The organism is Lentzea chajnantorensis, from assembly GCF_054300775.1.
In genome coordinates this window covers 5221467-5244556 of record NZ_JBSDZT010000002.1, presented here as the reverse complement: position 1 = coordinate 5244556, position 23090 = coordinate 5221467, and the positions used below count along the sequence as shown (strand labels likewise).

General features: G+C 71.8%; 26 protein-coding genes and 2 pseudogenes. 11 read left to right on the top strand and 17 right to left on the bottom strand.

Going from position 1 to position 23090, the window contains the following annotated elements; translation table 11 throughout:
* Nucleotides 1–177: 177 nt before the first annotated feature.
* From ACVDFE_RS25950 to ACVDFE_RS25940, 3 genes are all read right to left on the bottom strand, one after another.
* Nucleotides 178–609, bottom strand: a complete 432-nt coding sequence (locus ACVDFE_RS25950) for a GNAT family N-acetyltransferase (protein ID WP_458432209.1) — start codon at nt 607–609, stop codon at nt 178–180.
* An 83-nt stretch (nt 610–692) separates the two neighbouring features.
* On the bottom strand, nt 693–2963 hold the full coding sequence (locus tag ACVDFE_RS25945) for a M28 family peptidase (protein WP_458432208.1): 2271 nt from the start codon (nt 2961–2963) through the stop codon (nt 693–695).
* A gap of 102 nt (nt 2964–3065) precedes the next feature.
* On the bottom strand, nt 3066–4157 hold the full coding sequence (locus ACVDFE_RS25940; RefSeq protein WP_458432207.1) for an amidohydrolase family protein: 1092 nt from the start codon (nt 4155–4157) through the stop codon (nt 3066–3068).
* Nucleotides 4158–4251: 94 nt separating this feature from the next.
* Here ACVDFE_RS25940 and ACVDFE_RS25935 point away from each other — a divergent pair, with 94 nt between their 5' ends.
* A complete protein-coding gene (locus ACVDFE_RS25935; RefSeq protein WP_360396635.1) occupies nt 4252–4578 on the top strand; it encodes a hypothetical protein in 327 nt (108 codons plus the stop codon).
* Nucleotides 4579–4619: 41 nt separating this feature from the next.
* On the opposite strand, the gene ACVDFE_RS25930 is transcribed toward ACVDFE_RS25935, so the two are convergent.
* Both ACVDFE_RS25930 and ACVDFE_RS25925 read right to left on the bottom strand, forming a co-directional pair.
* A complete protein-coding gene (locus ACVDFE_RS25930) occupies nt 4620–5789 on the bottom strand; it encodes a zinc-dependent alcohol dehydrogenase (RefSeq protein ID WP_458432206.1) in 1170 nt (389 codons plus the stop codon).
* Complete coding sequence (locus ACVDFE_RS25925; RefSeq protein ID WP_458432205.1) at nt 5786–6184, bottom strand: hypothetical protein; 399 nt, start codon at nt 6182–6184, stop codon at nt 5786–5788. The genes ACVDFE_RS25930 and ACVDFE_RS25925 overlap by 4 nt, the downstream gene beginning before the upstream one ends.
* A gap of 119 nt (nt 6185–6303) precedes the next feature.
* On the opposite strand from ACVDFE_RS25925, the gene ACVDFE_RS25920 reads away from it, so the two are divergent.
* A complete protein-coding gene (locus tag ACVDFE_RS25920) occupies nt 6304–6546 on the top strand; it encodes an acyl carrier protein (protein WP_360396629.1) in 243 nt (80 codons plus the stop codon).
* Here ACVDFE_RS25920 and ACVDFE_RS25915 read toward each other — a convergent pair.
* Nucleotides 6539–7378, bottom strand: coding sequence for a UbiA family prenyltransferase (locus tag ACVDFE_RS25915; RefSeq protein WP_458432204.1), 840 nt, complete (start codon nt 7376–7378; stop codon nt 6539–6541). The genes ACVDFE_RS25920 and ACVDFE_RS25915 overlap by 8 nt on opposite strands.
* Between ACVDFE_RS25915 and ACVDFE_RS25910 the strand changes: the two genes are divergently transcribed.
* From ACVDFE_RS25910 to ACVDFE_RS25890, 5 genes and pseudogenes are all read left to right on the top strand, one after another.
* Complete coding sequence (locus tag ACVDFE_RS25910) at nt 7343–8107, top strand: methyltransferase domain-containing protein (protein WP_458432203.1); 765 nt, start codon at nt 7343–7345, stop codon at nt 8105–8107. The two genes, ACVDFE_RS25915 and ACVDFE_RS25910, sit on opposite strands and share 36 nt — an antisense overlap.
* A 3-nt stretch (nt 8108–8110) precedes the next feature.
* Nucleotides 8111–9253, top strand: coding sequence for an acyl-CoA dehydrogenase family protein (locus ACVDFE_RS25905; RefSeq protein WP_458432202.1), 1143 nt, complete (start codon nt 8111–8113; stop codon nt 9251–9253).
* Nucleotides 9190–9672, top strand: a pseudogene (locus tag ACVDFE_RS25900) (hypothetical protein); the annotation flags it as partial. The gene ACVDFE_RS25905 and the pseudogene ACVDFE_RS25900, both read left to right, overlap by 64 nt.
* 160 nt (nt 9673–9832) lie before the next feature.
* Nucleotides 9833–10288, top strand: coding sequence for a 3-oxoacyl-[acyl-carrier-protein] synthase III C-terminal domain-containing protein (locus tag ACVDFE_RS25895; RefSeq protein ID WP_458432201.1), 456 nt, complete (start codon nt 9833–9835; stop codon nt 10286–10288).
* 4 nt (nt 10289–10292) lie between these two features.
* On the top strand, nt 10293–11117 hold the full coding sequence (locus ACVDFE_RS25890) for an SDR family NAD(P)-dependent oxidoreductase (RefSeq protein WP_360396619.1): 825 nt from the start codon (nt 10293–10295) through the stop codon (nt 11115–11117).
* 20 nt (nt 11118–11137) lie between these two features.
* Here ACVDFE_RS25890 and ACVDFE_RS25885 read toward each other — a convergent pair.
* Nucleotides 11138–12030, bottom strand: a pseudogene (locus ACVDFE_RS25885) (IS982 family transposase).
* Between the two features lie 267 nt (nt 12031–12297).
* Nucleotides 12298–12792, bottom strand: coding sequence for a DUF2231 domain-containing protein (locus ACVDFE_RS25880; RefSeq protein WP_360396617.1), 495 nt, complete (start codon nt 12790–12792; stop codon nt 12298–12300).
* Between the two features lie 69 nt (nt 12793–12861).
* Between ACVDFE_RS25880 and ACVDFE_RS25875 the strand changes: the two genes are divergently transcribed.
* On the top strand, nt 12862–13209 hold the full coding sequence (locus ACVDFE_RS25875) for a hypothetical protein (protein WP_360396615.1): 348 nt from the start codon (nt 12862–12864) through the stop codon (nt 13207–13209).
* A complete protein-coding gene (locus ACVDFE_RS25870) occupies nt 13206–13376 on the top strand; it encodes a hypothetical protein (RefSeq protein WP_360396613.1) in 171 nt (56 codons plus the stop codon). The genes ACVDFE_RS25875 and ACVDFE_RS25870 overlap by 4 nt, the downstream gene beginning before the upstream one ends.
* A 1-nt stretch (nt 13377) precedes the next feature.
* On the opposite strand, the gene ACVDFE_RS25865 is transcribed toward ACVDFE_RS25870, so the two are convergent.
* The 8 genes from ACVDFE_RS25865 to ACVDFE_RS25830 form a co-directional block, all read right to left on the bottom strand.
* A complete protein-coding gene (locus ACVDFE_RS25865) occupies nt 13378–14199 on the bottom strand; it encodes a carbohydrate ABC transporter permease (RefSeq protein ID WP_458432200.1) in 822 nt (273 codons plus the stop codon).
* A complete protein-coding gene (locus ACVDFE_RS25860) occupies nt 14196–15092 on the bottom strand; it encodes a carbohydrate ABC transporter permease (RefSeq protein ID WP_458432199.1) in 897 nt (298 codons plus the stop codon). The genes ACVDFE_RS25865 and ACVDFE_RS25860 overlap by 4 nt, the downstream gene beginning before the upstream one ends.
* Nucleotides 15092–16309, bottom strand: coding sequence for an extracellular solute-binding protein (locus ACVDFE_RS25855; protein WP_360396608.1), 1218 nt, complete (start codon nt 16307–16309; stop codon nt 15092–15094). The genes ACVDFE_RS25860 and ACVDFE_RS25855 overlap by 1 nt, the downstream gene beginning before the upstream one ends.
* A gap of 92 nt (nt 16310–16401) precedes the next feature.
* A complete protein-coding gene (locus tag ACVDFE_RS25850) occupies nt 16402–16677 on the bottom strand; it encodes a hypothetical protein (protein WP_360396606.1) in 276 nt (91 codons plus the stop codon).
* Between the two features lie 118 nt (nt 16678–16795).
* The gene (locus ACVDFE_RS25845) at nt 16796–17047 is read right to left on the bottom strand and encodes a hypothetical protein (protein WP_360396604.1); all 252 of its coding nucleotides are present in this window, start codon (nt 17045–17047) and stop codon (nt 16796–16798) included.
* A 43-nt stretch (nt 17048–17090) separates the two neighbouring features.
* Entirely contained in the window at nt 17091–17756 is a 666-nt protein-coding gene (locus ACVDFE_RS25840) for a DUF3618 domain-containing protein (RefSeq protein ID WP_360396602.1), read from the bottom strand.
* Nucleotides 17732–18139 (bottom strand): phage holin family protein, encoded by a 408-nt coding sequence (locus ACVDFE_RS25835; protein WP_360396600.1) that lies wholly within the window; start codon nt 18137–18139, stop codon nt 17732–17734. Before ACVDFE_RS25835 ends, ACVDFE_RS25840 begins: the two co-directional genes overlap by 25 nt.
* A gap of 86 nt (nt 18140–18225) precedes the next feature.
* Entirely contained in the window at nt 18226–18969 is a 744-nt protein-coding gene (locus ACVDFE_RS25830) for a hypothetical protein (RefSeq protein ID WP_458432198.1), read from the bottom strand.
* A 186-nt stretch (nt 18970–19155) separates the two neighbouring features.
* On the opposite strand from ACVDFE_RS25830, the gene ACVDFE_RS25825 reads away from it, so the two are divergent.
* A complete protein-coding gene (locus ACVDFE_RS25825; RefSeq protein WP_458432197.1) occupies nt 19156–19923 on the top strand; it encodes an esterase/lipase family protein in 768 nt (255 codons plus the stop codon).
* Entirely contained in the window at nt 19920–21542 is a 1623-nt protein-coding gene (locus ACVDFE_RS25820; RefSeq protein WP_458432196.1) for a RecQ family ATP-dependent DNA helicase, read from the top strand. Before ACVDFE_RS25825 ends, ACVDFE_RS25820 begins: the two co-directional genes overlap by 4 nt.
* 7 nt (nt 21543–21549) lie before the next feature.
* Here ACVDFE_RS25820 and ACVDFE_RS25815 read toward each other — a convergent pair whose 3' ends face one another.
* The gene (locus ACVDFE_RS25815) at nt 21550–23085 is read right to left on the bottom strand and encodes an outer membrane protein assembly factor BamB family protein (RefSeq protein WP_458432195.1); all 1536 of its coding nucleotides are present in this window, start codon (nt 23083–23085) and stop codon (nt 21550–21552) included.
* Nucleotides 23086–23090: the final 5 nt, after the last annotated feature.

Below are 23090 nucleotides of genomic sequence, written 5' to 3'. Positions count from 1 at the left end.
CGCCCCTCCGGGCCGCTGCCTTTGCCGGCGTCTGCAAGTACCACCAACTCAACATCAACCTGATTCACAGGTGGCGAACAGGTTGGTGGTAGTTGGCGGCGATTTGATCAAGTGTTGATGGTACTTGCAGACGCCTGGGCAGCAACGAGGGGGCGGGAAAGGCTTCTGGCCGGGTGCTCAGACCGGCTTGCTGAAGTGGAACGCCGGGATCACGTACCCGGCGGAGAAGTAGCGGCTGTGGGCCTCGTGCCGGTGCGTGCCGGAGTCCAGGTGCACCTGACCGCAGCCGAGCCGGCGGGCCTCCTCGTCGACCCAGCGCAGCAGCGCTCCCCCGTGGCCCTGCCTGCGCGCGGCGGGCAGGGTGCTCAGGTCGTCGATGTAGAGGTGGTAGCCCACGTAGAGGTTCGTCAGCGGACGGAACCCGGCCACCGCGACGACCTTCCCGTCCGCGTCGAACGAACCGACCAGCCGGTAGCCCTCCTTGCGCTGCACCCGCACCGCCGCCACGAACTCGTCCGCGGAGGCGAGGTGCGCCCGCAGCTCCCGCATCGCCTCGAAGGCCAGGGCGGTGTTCTCGTCGTCGAGCTCGGCAACGGTGTGCGTCGTCATGCCGACGATCATCACGGCAAGAAGTGGCCTCCCAGAAGGCCCAGTCCACAAGATTTCTGAGAGGCCACTTCCCCAACAGGTGACTACGGGGTCAGGTTGAGGCTCCACGTGTCGAGGGTGCCGGTGTCGGACGAGGCCAGGTCGCGCATGCGGAGCTTCCACGTGCCGTTCGCGGTCTCAGCGGACAGGTCGGCGGTGTAGCTGCGGTCGATGTTGTCCGCGCTGCCGCCGCTGCGGTTGTGCAGCACGTACGCCGTGCCGTCCGGTGCGATCAGGGACACCGTCAGGTCGCCGATGTAGGGGTGGACGATCCGCACGGCGACCGTCGCGGTGGCCGAGGGCGTGGCCGAGCAGCCGGAGATCACCAGGTCGCTGTCCACGGCCGCGCCCGCGTCGGGGATGGCGAGGTCGGTGCCGTTGGTGCCGTTGCAGCTCCCGCCGCCACCACCGGTGACCGTGAGGCCGTAGGTGGCGGTGCGCGACACCGAACCGGCCGCGGTGACCGTGACCGAGTAGGTGCCGGACGCGACCGACGCGGTGGTGTTGATCGTCAACGTCGAGCTGCCACCGGTGCTCACCGACGCCGGGCTGAACGACGCCGTCGCGCCCGAGGGCAGGCCGGAGGCCGACAGCTGCACGGTCTGCGCGTTGCCGCTCACCGTCTGGGTCGCGACGGTGGCCGAGACCGGCGAACCCGCCGCCACCGAGCCGGACGTCGGCGACACGGCGACGGAGAAGTCCGCGCCGGGGGTGCTGCTGCCGACCGCGGACTTCCACAGGGTGTAGGCGATGCCGTCGACCGCGCGGTTGAGGTGGGTGTCGCTGATGTTGGCCGTCGTGTCGCAGGAGGAGTGGTAGCACGGGTCGAACGCGCGGCCCGCGGTGCCGCCCCACTTCGTCGCCTGGGCCGAGGTCTTGGTGGCGCTGGCGCCCATCGCGTACCCGGAGGCCGGGATGCCCGCGTTGGTGAACGACGCGTCGTCGGACCGGTTGCGGCCCTCGGTGTTCTCCTCGGGCTGCAGGCCCAGCGAGTCCCAGTAGGCCTTCATGTGCACGGACTGGGTGGAGTTGATGTTGTTGATGAAGTAGCCGCCGTTGACGGAACCGACCATGTCGAAGTTGTGGTAGGTCTTGATCTTCGAACGTTCGGTCGACGGCAGCTGCGAGACGTAGAAGCGCGAGCCGTTGAGGCCCTGCTCCTCGTCGGTCCACCAGGCGAACCGGACCTTGTTCAGCATCGCCGGGTTGCTGCGGGAGAGCACGAGCGCGGTCTCCAGCAGCGCCGCGGAGCCCGAGCCGTTGTCGTTGATGCCGGGACCGGCGGACACGCCGTCGAGGTGGGCGCCGAACATGTAGACGTTGCTCGCGTTGCCGCCGGGCCACTCGGCGATCACGTTCGGGCCGGCGCCGGTGGAGCAGCCGGAGGTGCAGGCCTGTTCGGACACCGTGAACCCGGCCGCGGTCAGCTTGTCCTTCACGTAGGCGACCGAGGCGCGGTAGCCGGCCGTGGTCGAACGGCGGTTGCCGCCGTTCTGGGAGGCGATGGTGGCGAACTGGGTCAGGTGCGCCTTGACCGCCGCGACGTCGACGTCGGGGATCTGCGGACCGGTGCCGCCGGTGACCGTCAGCGTGTAGGTCGCGGTCTTGGTGGTGCCGCCCGCGGCCCGGACGGTGATCGGGTAGGTGCCCGACGCGGTCGAGGACGTGGTGCTGACCGACAGCGTGGAGCTCGCGCCCGTGGTGACCGAGGCCGGGCTGAACGACGCGGTGGCGCCGGAGGGCAGGCCGGTGGCGGTCAGCTGCACGGTCTGCGCCTGGCCGGCCGTCGTCTGGGTCGAGACGGTGGCCGAGGCCGACGAGCCCGCGGCGACCGAGCCGGACGTGGGCGACACGGCGACGGAGAAGTCGCCGGCCGGGGTGGAGCCGCCGAGGTTCAGCGACCAGGAGTCGATCCGGCCGACGTCGTTGGCCGCGTTGTCGTTGACCCGCAGCTTCCAGGTGCCGTTCGAGGTCTCGGCCGACAGGTCGACGGTGTAGGTCTGGTCGATGTTGTCCGCGGAGCCACCGCTGCGGTTGTGCAGGGGGTAGGTGGAGCCGTCCGGGGCGACCAGCGCCACCGCGAGGTCGCCGATGTAGGTGTGGACGATCTTCACCGGGACCGTGCTGGTGGCGGACGGTGCCGAGGGGCAGTCGGTGATGGTGAGCGGTGACTCGACGGTGGTGTTGTCACCGATCGCGACGTCACCGTCGTTGGTGCCCGAACAGCCGGCCTGGGCCGTGGCGGAGGCGGGCAGGGCGACCGCCGCGGCGACGATTGCCGCCAGTGCCGTGCCGAGCAGGGGTCTTCTTCGCACGGTGGAGCTCCTTCGCAGGGTCTGCAGGTTTGCAGGGTCTGGCGAAGGTAGCTCCGCGGAGCGCTGACGACATCCGGTCGTTCGGAGGGTTGTGGTGCGGGTTCAGCCCGGCAGCGCCGTGCCGGGGGTGCGGGCGACCAGCGCGGCGGCCGCGATCAGGTCCCAGCCGGGCGCGTACTCGTTGCCGGTCTCCAGGTGCGGTGCGTGCTTCTCGTAGCGGTCGAGCAGTTCGAGCACGGAGTCGAAGACCGCGCGGTCGGGGTGCTCCGGCCGGACGCCGCAGCAGTGCCGCGCCAGGTCGAGCATCTGGCCGGGCGACTCGCCGCGCTTGGTGGCCTCCACCCCGGCCGCGAGGTACACGTACAGGCGTTCCAGCAACGGGTCCAGCACCGGCACCCGGCCGGGCGCCGGACCGAGGTCGGGGGCGTCCCGTCGTTCCACCAGCCGCAGCGCGTTGCCGCCCAGCACGCCCGCGACCTGCTCGTCGTCCAGGCCGGCGTACCGGGCGCAGCGTGCGGCCGCGTGCGCGCCCCACAGCGCCGTCGAGTACGGCACGTCGCTGCCGAACAACACCCGTCCGGGTGGCATCGTGGCGAGCGCGACGACCAGGTCGGTCGGGCTCCACCAGGACGTGTCGAGGTACAGGTTGTCCACCGGGTGCCCGGACAGCCACGCCAGGTCCGTGAGCGCGGCGTGCGCCAGCACGAACCGGGCACGGGGGTAGCGGCGCAGCACCGCGAGCAGCGTGTCGCCGAACGGGTCGATCTCGGGTCCGGCGTGCACCACGACGGGCAGCGTCAGCTCATGCGCCAGGCCGAACACCCCGTGCAACCGGTCGTCGTCGAGGGCGAACTCGTCGCTGGCCGGGTGGAGCTTGATCCCCCGCGCACCCGCCCGCACGCACCGCAGCGCCTCCGCCTCCGCGTCGTCACCGGGCGCCACCCGGCAGAACGCGACCACCGGTGACTGCGCGGCGGCGATCACCGCGTCGTTGGCACGGCGGTAGCCCTTCGGCTCGGTCAGCGGGAACACCGCCGCGGCCGCGTCCACTTCGGACAGGGCGTCCAGCAGCTGGTCGAAGGTGCAGGAGAACCCGCTCGGGTCGTTCGTGCCCACGTGCGTGTGGATGTCGAACAACGGCGCCGTCTCCCCGAGCGCCTCCCACCACGGCCGCACCAGGTCGTCTGCGTACACACCTCACCCCGTTCCTGTCCGTGCGCGAATGCCCGGTGGGGTCACGGGCAAACTCCGGTCGTTTTTCCCCGACCCGGCCGGGTAGCCGACGCACATGAGCGAACAACTCCCGATTTCCGGCTACGACCAGCTGACGCTCGGCGACCTCAAGCACCGCATCCGGTCGCTGGACGAGCAGGACCTGCGGCGGGTGCGCGAGCACGAGGAGGCGCACGGCAACCGCACACCGGTGCTGGAGGTCGTCGACGAACGGTTGCGGCAGCTCGCGGACGGCGCCGAACCGGCAGGCGGCGACCAGCGCAACACGCCACCGGCGGACGGCACGGCCGGCGGGTCGCCGGTGTCGCCCCAGCAGTCCCCGGACGGCAACACCCCGTTGCGGCACGGCGTGTACCAGCAGACACCGGCCCGTGGCCGCTGATGCCCGTGGGGGTGCGGTGACCGCACCCCCACGGGACCTGCTCACAGCTTGAAGACCGACCGCACGCAGCCGTCGTCCTTCTTCTTGAAGATGTCGTAGCCGTGTGCGCCCTCGCTCAACGGCATGACGTGGGTCGCCAGGTGGTTCGTGACGAGCTCGCCGGTGGCGATGCAGTCGAGCAGCGCCGGGATGTAGCGCTGGCCGTGTTGCTGTGCGCCGCGCACGGTCAGACCCTTGTTCATCATGGCGCCCAGCGGGAACTTGTCCACGAACCCGGTGAACACGCCCAGCACGAACACCGACCCGCCCTTGCGGCAGTTGTAGATCGCCTCGCGCACGGCGATCGGCCGGTCCGTTTCGAGCTTCAGCTTGCTCTTCACCTGGTCGTAGGCGTACTGCGGCCCCGTTGAGTGCGCCTCGCAGCCGACCGCCTCGATGCACACGTCCGGTCCGCGCCCGCCGGTGGCCTCCAGCAGCGCGTCACCGACGGAGGTGTTCTCGTAGTTGATGGTCTCGACGCCGAACAGCTGTTCCGCCTGCCGCAGCCGGTAGTCGAACCGGTCGATCACCAGGACCCGTTCCGCGCCGAGCAGTTGAGCCGCACGGGCAGCCATCTGCCCGACAGCGCCGCACCCCCACACGGCGACGACGTCACCGGGTTTCACGCCGCCGAGGTCGGCGCCCATCCAGCCCGTCGCTGCCGAGTCCGACGTGAACAGCGCGCTCATGTCGTCAACCGCTTCGGGGATGGGGATGGCGGTGTGGTCGGCGAACGGCACGCGCACGTATTCGGCGTGGCTGCCGCGGAAGCCGCCCATCGCGTGCGAGTAGCCGAAGATGCCGCCGGGGTTGGCGCCCCAGAGGCCCTGGGTGATGGCCGGGTTGGTGTTGGTGTTGTCGCACAACGAGTACAGCTCGTTGCGGCAGTACCAGCAGCGGCCACAGGCGATGAACGAGCACACGACGACGCGGTCACCCGGCCGGTGCCGCGTGACACCGGGCCCGACCTCGACCACCTCACCCATGAACTCGTGCCCGATCACGTCACCGGCCTGCATGAACGGGATGTGGCCGGTGAGCAGGTGCAGGTCGGAGCCGCACACGGTGCTCAGCCGGACCTTGAGGATCATGTCCTGGTCGTTCAGCAGCCGCGGGTCCGGCACGTCCTGCACGCGGACGTCGTTGATCCCCTCCCAGCACAACGCCTTCACAGCCGGCCACCTCCCCTTCCGGTCACCAGCTGCAGCGCCTTGCCCAGGGGGCCGGGGTGCGTCGGCGCGGTGTCGGGTTCGACCACCTCGCCGGCCTCCAGCACCGACTTCGCCCTGCGCAGCGCCTCCCGCAGATCGGCGCGGGACGCGTCGCCCAGTGGCTGCGCGACCAGTTCGGTGCCCTTGTCCCCTGCGGCCGCGCGGATGCTGATCTCGGCCTGGTCCCGCCACGGCCCGGTCAGGTCCGGTAACGCCGCCTGCACGTCGGTGGGAGCGCGGTCGACCGTGACGGTCAGCGGCCGCTCCCCCTTCCCCTGCGCCTGCCGCCGGCGCCGCGCCACCGCCGCCGCGGTCACCACGCCCGCGGCCAGCAGCGCTTTCCCTGCTGAGTTCATGGTTTCTGCCTCTCTCGGAGCGCGAGAGCCGTGAGTACCCGACGTTGCGCGGAACAACCGGGTTCGACCGGATCTGCGCGGGTATGACTCCGGTGCCGAACAAAACACTGGAGGTATCAATGGCAACGGGTGAAACCGGGTTCGACGACGTCACCTACGACCTGATCTCCGTGCAGTACCACGCGCTCAAGGCCGGTCACGACTACGGCCAGTACGTGCGGGACGCCGACAACGCGGGCCGTCAGGACATCGCGGACTTCTTCCGGCGCGTGATGGAGGAGGACTCCGCCCGCGCCCGGCAGTGCCACGAGTTCATCAAGGAGCTGTCGGGTTCGAGCGACTCCGGGCCCGCGGTCAGCTGACCGCGCCGCCCAGCTCCACCCCACCGGTGATGATCAGCAGCGCCACGTCGAGGACCGCCACCGCGAGCAGTGCGGTGAAGTTCGCCCGCGACCCCGGCCGTCGTCCGCGCAGCCTGCCGAGCACGAGGATCAGCACCGACAACGGCACCGCCACGAGCCCCGCCGCGGTGACGGGGCCGGGCGGGCCGACCGCGAGGACCACTCCGGTGATCACCGCCAGCGCGGCTGCAACGCACGCGCTGGCGGTTCCGCCGATGCGGTGCGGCAACCCGCGCACGCCGGTCGCCGCGTCGTCGTCGAGGTCCGGGATGACGTTGGCGAAGTGGGCGGCGCTGCCGAGCACGGCGGCCGCCGCCATGAGCCACAGCGGTGGCCACCGCCCGTCCGGACCGCCCAGCGTCACGAACGCGGGCAGCAACCCGAACGAAAGCGCGTACGGCACAACGGAGAACGCCGTGGCCTTGACCCCGAGGTCGTACGCCCACGCCGAACACAGCATCACGACGTGCAGCAGCGTTGCGTCCACACCGGACAGCAACGACAGTCCGACCGCGGCCACCGCGGCGACGACCGTCGCGACCGCCACCACCCGCCTCGACACCACGCCGGTGGCGACCGGTTTGTCCGCGCGGCCCACGCGCGCGTCCCGGCCGGCGTCGAGCAGGTCGTTGAGCCAGCCGACGGACAGCTGCCCGGCCAGCACCGCCGCCGCGACGGCCACCAGTCCGGCGGCCGACCGACCGACCGCCGCGGCCAGCACGGTGGCCACCACGGTGACCGCGACGGAGGGCAGCGGATGACAGGAACGCGCGAGAGCTTCGAGGCGACCCATGGGCCTCCAGTCTGCCAGCGGGCGGCCACCGCGCAGAACGATCTTGAACCGAACGACCCCGAGCTGTACGAACGGCTGGCCGCCGAGTGGTGGCGGCCGAGCGGCGCGTTCGTGATGCTGCACTGGCTCGCCGCCGCACGGGCCGCCCTGGTTCCACCGGCCGTTCCCGGTGCGGTGCTGGTCGACCTGGGCTGCGGTGCGGGCCTGCTCGCGCCGCACGTGCGCGGCTACCGGCACATCGGGGTCGACCTCTCCCACGAAGCACTGCGCCAGGCGGCCGAACGCGGCGTGCTGCCCGTCCGCGCGGACGTGCTCGCCGTGCCGCTGCCCGACGGGTGCGCCGACGTCGTCGTCGCCGGCGAGATCCTCGAACACGTCCCCGACCTGCCCGCGGCCGTCGCCGAGGCCTGCCGGGTGCTGCGCCCCGGTGGCCTGCTGGTGCTCGACACGCTGGCCGACACCGCGTTGTGCCGGCTGGTGGCCGTCGGGGTGGCGGAACGCGTGCTCGGCCTGGCGCCGCGCGGGGTGCACGACCCGGCGCTGTTCGTCGACCGGGCACTGCTGGTGCGCGAGTGCACCCGGCACGGTGTGCGCCTGGTTCTGCGGGGTATCCGCCCCTCGTTGCCCGACCTGCTCACGTGGTTCGCGCGCCGCGGTCGGTCCGTCCGCATGGTGCCGACCGCGTCCACGGCCGTGCTCTTCCAGGGCGCCGGCCGCAAGAAGGGATGATCCGTGGACCTCCCCGCACTGGTTGACCGCATGTCCGGCCGCGCGTCGAAGTACGACGTGGCCGGGGAGTTCCCCGAGGAGGACTTCGCCGACCTGCGCTCCGCGGGCCTGCTCGGCCTGATGGTGCCGCAGCGGCTCGGTGGCACGGGTGCCTCGTTCGCCGACTACACCGACGTCGCCGTGCAGCTGGGCAGTGGCGCCGGGGCGACGGCGTTGATCTTCAACATGCACGCGTCGGTCACCGGTGCGCTCGCTCACACCCCCGACGAGCTGGTGCGCCAGTTCGGTGCGCCGGAGAGCTTCTTCGCCTCCCGCGACCGGGTGCTGGCCGCTGCCGCGGAAGGCGCCCTGTACGCGGTGGCGATGAGCGAACGCGGCGTCGGCTCGCGGCTGTCGCAGGTGCGGACCTCCTACGAGCGCACCGGTTCCGGTTTCCGGATCACCGGCGCGAAGACGTTCGTCTCCGGCGCGGGACACGCCGACGCCTACCTCGTGGCCGCGCGGGACAGCACGTCGGAGGAACCGAAGGTGTCGTACTTCCTCGTGCCGGCCGGCCCCGGCGTCGAGGTCAGGCCCACCTGGGACGCGCTCGGGATGCGCGCCACCACGAGCCACGACCTCGACCTCGACGTCGAGGTGGGCGAGGACGCGCTGGTCGGCGGGATCGAGGGGGCCGCGCTGCTGCTGGCCCAGGTGATGCCGCAGTGGCTGGTCGCCTCCTACGCCGCGGTCTACGTGGGTGTCGCGCAGTCCGTGCTGCGGCACGGCGTGGCGCACCTGCGGGAACGCGGGCTGCACACGTTGCCGATGGTGCGCGCCCGGCTCGGGCGGGCCGACGTGGCGGTCGCCGCGGCCGAGCTGGTCGTGCGCAGGGCGGCGCGGCAGGTCACCGACGACCCCGGCAGCCCGGAGACGAACCGCTGGGTGTGGCGCGCGAAGCTCACCGCTGGAGACACGGCGGCGCAGGTGGCGTTCTCCGTGCTGGAGGCGGCGGGGGCGTCGGCGACCCGGCGCGGGCACCCGCTGGAACGGCTCTACCGCGACGCCCGCTGCGGTGCGCTGCAACCGGCGACGTCCGACGTGTGCGCCGACTGGCTCGGCGCGAGCGCACTGGGCGACAACCCGGACGAGGTGGCGCGCTGGTGACCGCGCACATCGCCGCGATCGGCACCGCGTTCCCGCCGGTGATCGAGCAGGACGCCGTGTGGGAGCACCACTTCAGCCCGTTGCTGGACGGCAGCAGGGCGGCCGGGCGGATCTTCGCGGCGGCCGGCGTGCAGCGCAGGCATGCCGTCGTGAGCCCGCTGGAGCTCGACGTGTCGGCGTGGACGACCGGTGAGCGGATGCGCCTGTACGACGAGCACGCGCGGCCGCTGGGGCACCAGGCCGTGACCGCCGCGCTGCGGTCGGCCGGTCTTGACGCGTCCGACGTCGGTCAGCTCACCGTCGTGTCGTGCACCGGCTACACGGCACCGGGCCTGGACGTGCAGCTGGCCGCGTCGCTGGAACTCCCCCAAGACGCCCAGCGGCTGCTCGTCGGGCACATGGGCTGCTACGCCGCGCTCCCCGCGCTCAGCTCCGTGGCCGACTACGTGACCGTGCACCGCCGTCCTGCGGTGCTGCTGTGCCTGGAGCTGCACGTCACTGCACGTCCAACCTTCCACGAAGGACCTTCAGCAGGTCGTCACGCACGCGCTGTTCGGCGACGCGGCCACCGCACTGGTCGTGCTGCCCGGCCGGGGCGGGCTGGAGGTGGTCGGGACCGGTGCCGTCACCGATCCGGCCACCGCGGACCACATGACGTGGACCGTGACCGACCACGGGTTCCGGATGACGCTGTCCCTGCAGGTGCCCGACGTGCTGGGCAAGCACGTGCGGGACGCCGTGGAACGGCTGCTCGCCGAACACGGCCTGACCGTGCCGCAGGTGCGCGGCTGGGCCGTGCACCCCGGTGGTCCGCGCATCCTCGACACCGTCGAGCACGAGCTCGGGCTGCCGCCGGACGCGCTGGAGCCGTCCCGGCGGGTGCTGCGCGAGCACGGCAACTGCTCGTCGCCGACCGTGCTGCTGGTGCTCGACGAGCTGGTGCGGGGCGCTGGGCTGCGACCGGGTGACCCGGTGGTGGCGATGGCGTTCGGCCCCGGTCTGACCCTGTACACCACTCTGCTGTCCGCGAGGTGACGCCGTGCGCTCCGTCGAAGGTCAGGTCGTGCTCATCACCGGCGGGTCGGCCGGCATCGGCCGCGTCACCGCGCGGCGGCTCGCCCGTCGCGGTGCCCGTGTGGCGATCTGCGGCCGTGACCAGGACCGGCTCACCGCCGCGGTGCAGGAGCTGCCCGGTGCCTGGGGCATGTGCTGCGACGTCACCGATCCGCGGGCGCGCGAGGAGCTGGTGCGCGGTGTCGTCGACCGGTTCGGCCGCATCGACGCGCTGGTGAACAACGCGGGGCAGGGCCGGGTCGCGAAGCTCGCCGAGCTGGACGCCGAGCAGGCGACCAGCCTCGTCGAGGTCAACTTCACGGCGGTGGTCGAGCTGACCCGGCTGGTGCTGCCGCACCTGGAGTCCCGCGGCGGGCACGTGGTGATGATGTCGTCGATCGGCGCGTGGGTGCCCGTGCCGCCGTTGTCGCTGTACTCGGCCACCAAGGCCGGTGTGCTGGGGCTGGCGGTTGGGTTGCGGCGCGAGGTGCCGCGAGGCGTGAAGGTGCACGCGGTCTGCCCCGGTCCGATCCGCACCGAGTGGCTCTCCCGCGACCTCAACGGCCGTCCGTCCGAGCAGGAGGCCCCGAACCGGCTGTCCGCGGGTTCGGCGCCGGAGGCCGTGGCCCGCGCGGTCGAGCGGTGCCTGACCGCGCGAACCTCCAGGACGATGGCCGCGCCGCGCTGGTGGGCCGTCGCACGCCTGGGTGCTCTCGCGCCGGTGAGCCGGGTGCTGGACCTCGTGGTCGCACCCGCCTCCACCACGATCGTCCGAGCCGCCCGACGCTACGGCCGCCACCTGAGCCCCTAGACGAGTAATGCGTAAGTCGGTCAGTGGTCGTAGGCGGTCAGGGATCGGGTGACGGGCTGGCCGGTGGCGCGGTTGTGCCAGATAGCGGCTGTGAGGGCCAGGATGCGTTGGGCGATGCGGACCCCGACGCCGTCGATGGTGCGTCCGCCGTGCTGTTCGAGGTCCAGCTGTCCTTTGAGCGTGTCGTTGACGGACTCGATGAGTTGCCTGATGGATTTGAGCAGGCGTTCGCCGGGATGGGGTGTGCGGTTGCGATAGGACGGCCGGATCAGCCGGACTCCGCGTACTGCCAGGAACCGGTCGAGTTCGCGGGACACATAACCTTTGTCGGCGATGATCAGTAAGCCTGGTCGGGCGGTGAGCAGGTCGGGTTCGTGGTCGCAGATGGCCATGAGCACCTGCCGTTCGTCGATCTTCGGGTCGGCCAGTGCCCAGGTGATCGGCAGTCCGGCCGGGGTGCAGACCAGGTGCAGGCGCAGCCCCCAGAACCAGCGGGAGTGTGAGCGGCAGTAGCCGTATTTCGCCCAGCCGGCCAGCTCTGAACGCATGACCGTGGGCCGGGAGCGGCCGCACTCGACCGGGGTGGAGTCGACGATCCAGGTGTCGTCGGTCCACAGGTCGGTGTCGGTTGCCAGCCAGCGCGCCACTTCTTTGATCAGGGGTAGCGCGGCGCGCAGGCGCCGGTTGTAGCCGGACTGGCCGGGCAGGTACCGAAACGCGCCGGGCATCCGGAGAGGCAAGAACCGCAACCACCTGGCTTCGGACGTGAACCCAGCAGCGCCTGGGCCACGGCCAGGGTGACCAGCTCGGCGTCGGTGAGCTTCGGCGGTCTGCCCGCCCGAGGCCGACCGGCGAGGCGGTCGTCGATCTTGACGTAGAGTGCGGTCAGAAGGGTGTTCAGGTCTGTCGTCACAAACGGATCTTGAACACCCTTCGTCCGTCCCCGGCTGCCACCCTGACTTACGCATTACTCGTCTAGCCCGCCCCTCCGTTGTCGCCCCACGCATCTGCAAGTACCACCAACTCATGATCAAACCGCCGCTGACCACTACCAACATGGTCGCCGCCCGCCGGACCGGATCGGCGTGCGCAGGTGGCGGGAAACGCTGTTGGTAGTGGGAAAGTGCCTGTTGATGTTGAGTTGGGGGTACTTGCAGATGCCAGAAAAGCCAAGGGGCGGTTAGCGCCGGGACGGGGCGGCACCGCTCAGGGAGCTGGGTGCGTCGGGGTGGGCGTTCTCCTCGACGCTGACGCCGAGGCGTTCGACCAGTTCCCCGCCCAGCCAGCCACCGAGGCCGCCGGCCAGGAAACCCAGCCAGGCCACGACGATCGCGGGCCAGGTGGGGTGCCAGTCCGGCTCGCCCAGGCGCAGCAACCAGCTGATCGCGAACGCCACCAGCACCACGCCGTTCGACAGGCCGTGCAGCAACCCGATCCGCCGCGCTCGGGTGCCGCGCGGGACGACCAGCGCCCAGTCGAGCCAGCCCGTGGCGGCGGTGACCACCCCCATCAGCACGCCCGCGGCGATGAGGTGGGCGGCGGTGAACTGGAAGCTCACCCGGTCGGTGAGCAGGTACAGCACGTCGAAGCCGACCGCGGTGGTCAGCAGGCCCAACGGGAACACGATGAGGATGGGGTGGACGGCGTGGCCCGCGGCGCGGACGCGACTGCGCATGAGGTGCTCCTTCCGGAAGCGACTGCTGCCAGCAGGCGTACCCGGCGGCGGAGCGGATACCCCTCTCTCATGAACAACTCTGGCGTGAACACCCCTGGCGTGCCGATCGAGGAACTGCGGCGGTTCGTGCTGGACCGGCTCGACGAGGACGAACGCCGCCTGGCCGACGAGGAGCTGCCGCGGCTCGACGACGCCGAGCGCCGCGGCCGGTTGCGGGTCGTGCGCTCCGACGACGGCGCCGGGCTGCTCCTGCTGCCCGGACCGGTGCAGGCGGCGGAGGAACGGGCCACGGTGCCGTTCCCGGAGAAGGTCGGCCTGCTGCGCACCGAGGTGGAGCAGACCGAGGACGAGGCGGTGCTGCGGCTGGTCGCGTCCGCCTACAACGAGCACCACGACTGGCAGGAGGAGTGGCGATGACGAGCCGCGCGCCCGAGCCCGACCGGGTGACCGCCGAGAGCGAACTGGAGGACGCCGACATCGGCGGCGAGCACACCCGGCCCACCTACGCCGACGAGAACCCCGGCGGCCCGCACCGCGGACCCGACGAGTCCGAGCCCGACGACGAGGGCGGCATGGACCCGTGAGTCACTCCTCGACCTGCTGGGTGACCGTGCCGCGCACGAAGTACCGCTGGGCCACCAGGAACAGCAGGATCATCGGCACGGTGGCGACGACGCTGGCCGCCATCACCAGCTCCCACTGCGCCTCGCCGCCCTGGCCGAACCGGTCCAGCACCGCCTTCAGCCCGCGCGGCAACGTGTACAGCTCCGGCTCGCGCAGGTAGATCAGCGGCCGGATGAGGTCCGTCCAGGCGGCCTTGAGCTCGAACACGAACACGACGATCAAGCCGGGCCGGGCCAGCGGCAGTGCGAGGGACCGGAACTGCCGCCACGGCCCGGCGCCGTCGACCCGTGCCGCGTCGAACACCTCCGCGGGCAGGCCGAGGAAGAACTGGCGCAGCAGGAACACGTAGAACGCCGACCCGAACAGGTTGCCCGCCCACAGCGGGACCTGCGTGGTCGCGAGGCCGACCGCGTGCCACTCCAGGTACACCGGCACCATCGTGACGGCGGCGGGCAGCATCATGGTGGCGAGCACGAGCCCGAACAGGACACCGCGGCCGCGAAACCGGAAGCGGGCGAAGCCGAACGCCACGACCGCGCTCGACACCGTCGCCGCCGCGGCGGCCGCGAACCCGACCGCCACGCTGTTGCCCACCCACGCGAGCAACGGCACGGCCCGCCAGACCTCGGCGTAGTTCTCCGGCCGGAGCACCTCGGGCAGCAGGGCGTTGTCGAAGACCTGCGAGCGGTCCTTCAGCGACGCGCTGACGAGCCACCAGAACGGGTACGCGAACAGCACCCCGACGGCGACCAGCGCCAGCACCACGGGCAGCCTGCGGGTCATGACCGGTCCTCGTAGTGCACGTAGTCGCGCGAGAGCCGCACCTGCACGGCGGTGATTGCCGCGATCACCAGGAACAGCACCCACGCCAGCGCCGAGGCGTAGCCCATGCGCAGCGAGCCGAACGCCTCCTGGAACAGGTAGATGACGTAGAACAGCGCCGCGTCGCCCTCGGCCGGTGACGACGGGCGGGCGCCGAAGAACATCGTGTAGGCCTCGGTGAAGACCTGCAGCGACGCGATGGTGTTGACGATGACCGTGAAGTACACCGTGCCGCTGATGCCGGGCAGGGTGATGTGCCAGAACTGCCGCCACGGCGAGGCGCCGTCGAGCCTGGCTGCCTCGTAGCGCTCCCCCGGCACCCTGGTCAGCGCCGCCAGGTACAGCACGGCGGTGCTGCCGACGGTCCACAGGCTCATCAGCACCAGGCCCGGTTTGATCCAGTCCGGGTCGGTCGTCCACTGCGGACCGGTGAACCCGAACCAGCCCAGCACCGCGTTGACCGCGCCGTTCTGGCCGTTGAGCAGCAACAGGAACAACGCCGCCAGCGCGACCGGCGGGGTCATCGTGGGCAGGAACAGCACGGTGCGGAAGAACCCGGCGGACCGGCCGGCGCGGCGCAGCAGCGAGGCCAGCCCGAGAGCGAGCACGATCTGCAGCGGCACGTGCAGCAGCGTGAAGAAGACCGTGTTCCACAACGCGATCGCCGCCCGGTCGTCGGTCAGGATCTCCCGGTAGTTCGACAGCCCGGTGAACCGCGCGGGCTTGAGCAGGTCGTAGTGGGTGAACGACAGGTACAGGCTGTAGAGCATCGGCCCGGCGGTGAGCAGCAGGAACCCGAGCACCCACGGCAGCACGAACAACCAGCCCGCGCGGGCCTCCCGCGCGGTCGTCATCAGCGTCCTCCGACGCGGGTCAGCGCCCGGCCGGCCTCGCGTTGCGCCTGCGCCATCGACTCCTCGGGGCTCTGCTGACCGAGCAGCACCCTGGTGACCGCGGCCTCCCACGACCGCACGAGGTCGCTGGCAGCGGGGCTCGGTGGCAGCGCGAAGGCCTTGTCCTGCACGGACTGCAGCACTCGCACGCCCTGTTCGAGCACCCGGATGCCGCGCGGGTCGTAGACCTCGGCGAAGATCCTCTCGTCTGCGGCGCGGTTGGCGGTGAAGGTGCCGCTGTAGGGCTTCCCCTTCGCGGCCAGTGCGTCCCTGCGCGCCTTCGCGGCGGTGACCCACGTGTCGGTCGCGGTCATGGTGGTGATGAAGTCGCAGGCGAGGTCCGGGTGGCGGGCGCCCTTCGGGATCGCCCAAGCCTGCCCTCCTGCCTCGGTCAGCGGGGCACCGCGCCGGTCGGTCAACGGCGCGATCGTGACGTCGACGTCCGGCGAGTTGGCGGCGAGGGTGTTGACGTACCAGGAGTCCATCGCCATGGCGGCGACCTGGCCGGTGGCGATCTCGTTCTTCGCCCCGAAGGAGTCGAACGTGTCGCGGAACGCCTTGAACGCCGCCCAGCCACCCTGCTCGCGCACCAGCCCGGCGGTGTAGCGGACGGCCTCCACCACGCGCGGGTCGTCCAGGTGCGGTTCGTCGCCGAGCAGGTCGGCGCCGTTCGCCTTGGCCCACATGGCCACGAACTCCGGCATGCGCGGGTCGAACCCGATGCGCTGCACCCGGCCGTCCTGCACGCGGGCGAGCCGCGCGGTGACCTCGGCGAGAGCGTTCCAGTCCGTTGTGGACAGCCGGGCCGGGTCGACGCCGTTCTCGCGCAGCACCGGGTTGTTGAGGATCAGCACCCGGACGGTGAAGAAGTCCGGCACCCCGTACACGGTGCCCTCGTAGGTCACCTGCCGCACCGCCGCCTCGCGGTAACCGGCGAGGTCGACGCGGTGGCGGGCCAGGCACGGCCCGAGGTCCTGCACCGCTCCCCTGGCCGCGTACCCGCCGAGCTTGCGGCGGTCGGCGTAGACCAGGTCCGGCGGGTCGCCCGCGGCCACCGAGGAGAGGAACTGCTGCTCGTCGAACACGCCCTCGTTGACCCGCAGGTCGACCTCGGGCCGGTCAGCCTTGAAGACCGCCACGCGGGCGGTGGCGTGCTCGTCCGGCAGGCCGAAACCCATGGTGACGAGCGTGTTCGGCCGATCGGCCGCGCTGGGCCCGAGGCCTCCGCAGCCCGCGACGAACAGAACGGCCAGTGCTAAGGCCGGCCCCCTCATGCGCGGGCGGCGACCACGGCGCGACGGCCGCGGAGGTGGTTGCGCGCCGCCGTCAGCAGCGTCCGCGCCTCCATCAGCTCACCGTATTCCAGGTGGTCGTCAGCGGCGGCGACGTGGGCCAGCGCCTGCTGCGGCGCCGCAGGTGCGCTCAGCACCGCGCGCGCCAGGCACTTGCGGGCCTGTTCCGCCTGCAGCGCCAGGTCGGCGCCGCCGGTCGCGCGGAGGAGCACCAGGGCGTCGCAGATGGCCTGGTCGAGGGAGCGGTGCTGCACGGTGGCCACCTTCGGACAGTCGGGAACGGGAGCGCCGACTGCTTGACGCCGATCCCGGCTACCCGCGGTTCACGGGTGGCAAACGGGTTGTGCGCGGGAAAGTCGCGGTGTCCCCCGATCAGCCGCCGCGGTTGTCGACCGCGGAGCTCAGTGCCGCGGCGGCCTCGGCGAGCGCCCGGTCCGAGACCGGCTCGCCACCGGCCCGGTCCAGCAGGTCGTCCCTGGACACCACGGGCAGGGCGCCGCGCAGGTCGGGCCGGTCGAGCTCGGTGCTGCCGGCCACCACGTACCGGCCCTCCACGTGCACCAGCATCGCGTTGTGGCGCGGCGAGTCGAGCAGCTTCCTCAGGTCTTCGACGGGAACGGGCACGTCGTTCTCCTCTCGTCGCGCCACAACGGCGATGTGCGGGCGGTCAGTGACCGGTGGCCTCGTTGCCCACGCGCTGACCGGACTCCTTGGCGTGGCCGCCGACGTCCTGCGCCGCCTCGCGGGTGTGCTGGGCGGTGGTCTGCGCGGCGTCCGCTGCGACCTGCCTGACCTCACCGGCGGCGTCGGTCACCGAGGACGTCACGTCCTCCTTCAGGTGCTGAGCGGACTCGGTCAGCGCCTCCTTGGCCGGTTCGATCGCATCGCTGAAGGTGTCGGAGAGCTGCTGCACCGCCTGCTGTTCGGCGTCGGTGCGGGGCAGCACGGCCGCCAGCAGCAGTCCGGAGCCGAACGCGATCAGGCCGGCCGCGAGCGGACTGCCCTGCGTCTGGCGGGCGACCCGCTGCGGGGCCTCCTGCACCACCTGCGCGGCCTGCTGCGCGCGGTCCGCAACGGCCTGACCGGCCTGCTCGGCCCGTTCGGCCACGGCCTGCCCGGTGTTCTGCCCCTGTGCCCGCACGCTCTGGGCGGTGTCGCTCGCGGTTCCCATCACCCTGTCCTTCATCGCGGTCAGTCCCCGTCGCACGCCCTGCACCCGCCGTTCGGCGATGCGCTTCGGGCTGGTGTGGTCGACGAGCCGGTTCGCGTCGGCCCTCAGCTCGGCGCGGGTGACTTCGATGTCACGCCTTATTTGGTCGGGTGTTTCGCCCATTCCGCGTCCTCCTTCAGCGTTTCGACGGTGCGTTCGGGTTTCGGGTTGACGGTGCGCAGCTTGGCCCGCCCGCTGGTGTAGAGGACCGCGCCGGCGATGCCCCACAGCACGGCCACGATCAGCGCGGCCCAGCCCAGCGGCATGACCGCGCCGAGCGCGAACACGAGCGCGAAGCTCAGCAGCACCGTCGTGAGGTACCCGGCGAACCCGGCGGCGGCGAGCATGCCGCCGGCCTTGCCGGCCTTGCTCGCCTCCTGCCGCAGCTCGGCCTTCGCCAGCTCGAGCTCCTGGCGCATCAGCTTCGACAGGTCACCGGTGAGCTCGCTGACCAGGTCACCGAGCGACTCCTCGGTGCGGGCCTGCGGGTACTCAGGGCTCGACATGCGGCACCCCCGCCGCGGGCCGACCGGGCGCCGGGTTCGACGTGGCCGGGGCACCGTAGTCGGGCGTCGCGCCGTAGCCGGGGGTCTCACCGGTCACCTGCTGACCCGTGGTCCCGGCGTACCCGGAGCTTCTCGGTGTAGCCCTGCGTCCCGGTGTAGCCCTGCGTCGAGCCGTAGCCCGGGGACTCCGCATAGCCCTGCGTCACGCCGTGGCCCGGCGACTCCGCATAACCCTGCGTCGAGCCGTAGCCCGGCGTGGACGGGTATCCCGTGGGCTCGGTGTAGCCCGGTGCCAGGTCGGCGCGTTCCGACGTCACCGGCACGACGCCGCCGCCGGAGCGCTGCCCGCTCTGGCCGCCACCGGTCGCGCTCTTCGCGACACGGCCGATGAGGAACCCGGCCACCGCGGCGCCCAGCAGGAACGTGCCCGGCTTGCGCCGCGCGTAGTCCCGTGCGGAGTCGAGCAGCCCCTGCGCTCCTCGCTCGTCGAGGAACCGCGCGGCCTGGCGGCTCGTGTCGGCCGCGCTCTGGATCGCACCCGCCGACATCGAGTCGGACGACGCGCCGCCGGCCATCTCGCTCAGCTCGTCGGCGATGCGGCCGAGCTGCTTCGACACCCGCTGGGCCTGCTGCTCCGCCTCCGCCGCGACGCGCTCGCGCACGTCGTTGACGACGTGGCGGGTCTGCTGCTTCGCCTCCTGCGCCACGTGCGCGGCCTGGTCGCGCACTGTGCTGCCGACCTCGCCGGCTGCTTCCTTGGCGTGCTGCGCGACCTGGGAACCTTCGTCCCGGGCCGCGGTGCGCACTCCACCCATCTGGTTCTCGGTCACGGCTGACTCCTCAGCTCGTAGTCGTGTCCTGGCCTACGAGCTACCCGTCGAAATCCGTCGCAAACGACTCGGTTCTGATCATTTTCAAAAGCTGCTGAACCGAAAACGTGACCGCCGTCCGTGTTTGCCGACACCCGTCCGGGCTAATTCCTCCGCACGCGCACGAACTGGAAGCGGAGACCACGGATGACCCCTGCTGGACAACTGCGTTCACTCGCACGTGAACACGTCGCCGTCGCCGCGCTGACCATCCCGCGGCTGCTGCGCCACCGGGTGTGGCGCGACGCGAACCCGCACGAGGGAGCCGGTCTCGGTGTCGTGCTGGTGCCGGGTTTCGGTGCGAGCGACCTGAGCCTCACCTTCACCACGACGTGGCTGCGCGACCGCGGTTACGTCCCGACCGGCGCGGGCACCGGGTTCACCGTGGGCTGCACGTCCGAGCTGGTCGACCGGGTCGAGCAGCGGCTGGTCGAGCACGCGGAGGCCACCGGCGGCCCGGTCGTGCTGCTCGGGCAGAGCCGCGGCGGCGGGCTCGCGAGGGTGGCCGCCACCCGCCGGCCCGACGTGGTGAGCGGTCTGGTGATGATGGGCAGCCCGGTGCTCGACCCGATGGGCGCGCACCCGCAGGTGCTGCTCGCGGCACGGGCGCTGGCGCAGCTGTCCCGCGTCGGCGTGCCGGGGCTGATGGACCCGGAGTGCCTCGCCGGTGACTGCTTCGAGGACAACGTCCAAGCCGCCGCCGCGCCGTTGCCGCCGGAACTGCCCGCCGTGTCGATCTACTCCAGGTCGGACGGCATCGTGCCGTGGCAGCTGTGCCAGGACCCGTCGGCCGAGTGCGTGGAGGTGCACAGCACCCACACCGGCATGGCGCTCGATCCGGACGTGTACCAGGTCCTGCGGCCGCGGCTGGCCGAGTGGGCGGCCCAGCGCTACGACCTGCGGGCGACCGGATGAGCTCGCACGACCGGCTGGTGCGCACGGCGGAGGACGTCTTCGGCTGGACCGAGCTGCGGCCCGAGCAGCTGTGCGCGATGCGGCACGTGCTGGACGGGCGCGACGCGCTGGTCGTGATGCCCACCGGCGCGGGCAAGTCCGCGATCTACCAGGTCCCCGCGATCCTGCTCGACGGCCCGACGGTGGTGGTCTCGCCGTTGGTGGCGCTGCAACGCGACCAGGTCGCGGCACTGCGCGCGGCGGGCGCTCCCCCGGCTGCGGCCGTGAACTCAACACGTTCGGCGGAGTCCAACGAGGACGCGTGGCGGGAGTTCGCGGAGGGACGGACGGAGTACCTGTTCCTCTCCCCCGAACAGCTCGCGAACCCCGACGTGCTCGACCGACTCGACCGCCGTCGGCCGTCGTTGTTCGTGGTCGACGAGGCGCACTGCGTGTCGGCGTGGGGTCACGACTTCCGGCCCGACTACCTGCGGCTGCGCGAGGTCGTCGACCGCCTCGGCCACCCCGTCGTGCTCGCGCTGACCGCCACGGCGAGCGGCCCGGTCCGCGGCGACGTGGTAGAGCACCTGGGCCTGCGCGACCCCGCCGTGGTGGTCGCCGGGTTCGACCGGCCCAACCTGCACCTGTCCGTGCGCTTCGGCACCGACGAGGACGACCGCTCCCGGTCCGTTGTGGACCGGGTGGTCGAGCGGAAGGGCCCAGGCCTGCTCTACACGGCCACCCGCAAAGACGCCGAGCGCTACGCCGAGGCCCTCGCCGCCAAGGGACTGCGGGCGGCCGCGTTCCACGCCGGCATGAAGGCAGCCGACCGCAAACGGGTCCAGGACGACTTCATGGCCGACCGCCTCGACGTCGTCGCGGCCACCTCCGCGTTCGGCATGGGCATCGACAAGCCCGACGTGCGCTTCGTGGTGCACGCGGCCACCCCCGGTTCGCTCGACGCCTACTACCAGGAGATCGGCCGCGCCGGCCGCGACGGCGAGCCCGCCGAGGCCGTCCTGTTCCACCGGCAGGAGGACGAGGGCCTGCAACGGTTCCTCAACACCCGCCGCGCCGACCTCGACTGCGCCCGCGAGGTGGCCGCGCTCGTGCGCGAGCAGCCCGGCATCACGCTCACCGCGCTGGCGGACCGGGTCGAGTGCTCGCGCCGGAAGGTCACCGGCACGGTGAACCTCTTGGAGAGCGCCGGAATCGTGGAGATCACGCGCGACGGCGTGCGGTACGCGGACGGTGCACCCACGCCGGCGAAGTCGGTCGCGGTCGTCGAGGAAGAAGCCGAGCGGCAGCTGAAACGCGACAGGTCACGGGTCGAGGTCATGCGCGAGTACGCCGGCACCCGCGGCTGCCGCCGCCGGTTCCTGCTGGGGTACTTCGGGCAGGAGCTCGACGGGCCGTGCGGTCACTGCGACCGGTGCGACGAGGGGCTGCCCGAGGAAGCCGACGCGGCCGGCGTGGCCGCTGAGCACCGGCCGGACTCCGAGGTGCGGCACGAGCTGTGGGGGCGCGGCACGGTGGTGCAGCAGGACGGTGACCGGTTGATGGTGCTGTTCGACGAGGTCGGGTACAAGACGTTGTCGCTGGCGGCGGTGGAGGAGGCCGGGGTCTTGGACTACGTCTGAGGCCGGCTCAGCGCACGAGCGCGTACAGGTCGCCGTTCGTGCTGGACGTCTGCATGTCGCCGTACCCGAGGAAGACCGCCTTGTCCCCCAGCACCGGCCGTGCCGCCGAGTGCGCGGTGGTGGGCACCGCGGTCGTGACGTCCTTGGTCCACCGCACGGCGCCGCTGCGCACGTCGAGCACGGCGAGGCCGCGGCGGGTCCCGACGTACAGGGCGTCGCCGTCCCACGTCGTCCGGCTCTGCGCAGCGGCACCGACGTTCTGCTGCCACCGCACGGCGCCGCTCTCCACGTCGAGCGAGTGCACCGTGCCGCCGATGTCGGAGACGACGAGCTGGCCGCGCACGACCACCGGTGCCGCCTGCACGAGCGCGTCGAAGCTGTGCTGCCAGCCGAGCTCACCGGTGATCGCGTCGTACCTGACGGCCTGCCCGCTCGACGCCCCCTGCCGGGTGATGCCGACCGTCGCGTAGAGGTGGTTCGCGTCGGTGGCGAGCCCCTGGACGGCCCCGGCGGTGGTGCGGCTCCACGCCTGCTTGCCGTCGGCGTGCACCTGAACGCCGTCGACCGCCGTCGCCGAGTACACGAACCCCTGCTGTTCCACGACGTCGTTGACCTGCCTGGAGACCCGCACCTGCTCAACGACCTGACCGGAGCGTTCGTCGACGCGCAACACCCAGCCGGTGTTCGTGCCGACCAGGACCGTGCCGTCCCGCGCCTCCCGGTGGCAGGCCGGGAGGCCGTCCGTGTCCAGCGACCAGCGCACGGCGCCGCCGTCCTCGATCGCGGTCAGGCGTCCTCGGTTCTGCGTCATCGCCCGGCCGGCGAGCACCAGACCGCGAACGACGGAGCACGGCCCGGTCATCGCGCCGCCGAGGTCCACCCGCCAGCGCTGCGCGCCGTCGTCCTGGCCCAGCCCGACCACGCCGCCGTCCCGCAACGACAGCACCACGTCGGCACCGTTGACGACGGGGAAGCAGGCCGACTCGAACCCCCTGTGCCACAGTTCGCTGCCCGGCTCAGCGCGTGCGAACAACCGGGTCCCGAAGTAGGTGCCCGTCGCGGCCACCGCGACCCCGCCCAGGCCCAGTGCGAGCACCCGCCGCCGGCGCACCGGTGTGGCGGCGGCGAGCTTGCCGGCCAGCAGCCGGGTGAGCAGCTCGACGTCGGTCTCGCCGTCCTCCCGCACGTCGATCCAGGCGGTGCTCCTGGGCAGGCCGGGCAGCTCGGTGTCGTCGAGGCGCAGCGGCAGCACGGCGTCGTCCCTGCCCTGGAGCACCGTCTCCAGCGCCGAGCGCAGCTCCCACCTAGTCCACACGCTGTCGAGGTAGTGGCGGGACACGACCACCACGACGTACCGGGACCGCTTGCCGTAGACGTCCAGCAGCTTCTCGAAGAGGTTCGTGCCCCACAGCTCGGCCTGGTGGTACTCGTCGAAGAACACTCTGTGCCCGTCGGCCTTCAGCGCCTCGGCGAGACCGCGTGCGAACACCCGGTCGGGTCCGGCGAACGACAGCGCGAAGTCGTACTGCTCGTTGGGCTCCACCTGAG

What these genes read in the sequence shown, in the direction of transcription:
- ACVDFE_RS25880 (WP_360396617.1), bottom strand. Translation starts at nt 12,792, where the DNA reads ATGCGCAGTCGCGTCCGCGCCGCGGGCCACGCCGTCCACCCCATCCTC.
- ACVDFE_RS25870 (WP_360396613.1), top strand. Translation starts at nt 13,206, where the DNA reads ATGACGAGCCGCGCGCCCGAGCCCGACCGGGTGACCGCCGAGAGCGAA.
- ACVDFE_RS25840 (WP_360396602.1), bottom strand. Translation starts at nt 17,756, where the DNA reads ATGGGCGAAACACCCGACCAAATAAGGCGTGACATCGAAGTCACCCGC.
- ACVDFE_RS25855 (WP_360396608.1), bottom strand. Translation starts at nt 16,309, where the DNA reads ATGGGTTTCGGCCTGCCGGACGAGCACGCCACCGCCCGCGTGGCGGTC.
- ACVDFE_RS25915 (WP_458432204.1), bottom strand. Translation starts at nt 7,378, where the DNA reads ATGGGTCGCCTCGAAGCTCTCGCGCGTTCCTGTCATCCGCTGCCCTCC.
- ACVDFE_RS25820 (WP_458432196.1), top strand. Translation starts at nt 19,920, where the DNA reads ATGAGCTCGCACGACCGGCTGGTGCGCACGGCGGAGGACGTCTTCGGC.
- ACVDFE_RS25920 (WP_360396629.1), top strand. Translation starts at nt 6,304, where the DNA reads ATGGCAACGGGTGAAACCGGGTTCGACGACGTCACCTACGACCTGATC.
- ACVDFE_RS25860 (WP_458432199.1), bottom strand. Translation starts at nt 15,092, where the DNA reads ATGACGACCGCGCGGGAGGCCCGCGCGGGCTGGTTGTTCGTGCTGCCG.
- ACVDFE_RS25875 (WP_360396615.1), top strand. Translation starts at nt 12,862, where the DNA reads ATGAACAACTCTGGCGTGAACACCCCTGGCGTGCCGATCGAGGAACTG.
- ACVDFE_RS25865 (WP_458432200.1), bottom strand. Translation starts at nt 14,199, where the DNA reads ATGACCCGCAGGCTGCCCGTGGTGCTGGCGCTGGTCGCCGTCGGGGTG.
- ACVDFE_RS25910 (WP_458432203.1), top strand. Translation starts at nt 7,343, where the DNA reads ATGACAGGAACGCGCGAGAGCTTCGAGGCGACCCATGGGCCTCCAGTC.
- ACVDFE_RS25835 (WP_360396600.1), bottom strand. Translation starts at nt 18,139, where the DNA reads ATGTCGAGCCCTGAGTACCCGCAGGCCCGCACCGAGGAGTCGCTCGGT.
- ACVDFE_RS25925 (WP_458432205.1), bottom strand. Translation starts at nt 6,184, where the DNA reads ATGAACTCAGCAGGGAAAGCGCTGCTGGCCGCGGGCGTGGTGACCGCG.
- ACVDFE_RS25825 (WP_458432197.1), top strand. Translation starts at nt 19,156, where the DNA reads ATGACCCCTGCTGGACAACTGCGTTCACTCGCACGTGAACACGTCGCC.
- ACVDFE_RS25935 (WP_360396635.1), top strand. Translation starts at nt 4,252, where the DNA reads ATGAGCGAACAACTCCCGATTTCCGGCTACGACCAGCTGACGCTCGGC.
- ACVDFE_RS25950 (WP_458432209.1), bottom strand. Translation starts at nt 609, where the DNA reads ATGACGACGCACACCGTTGCCGAGCTCGACGACGAGAACACCGCCCTG.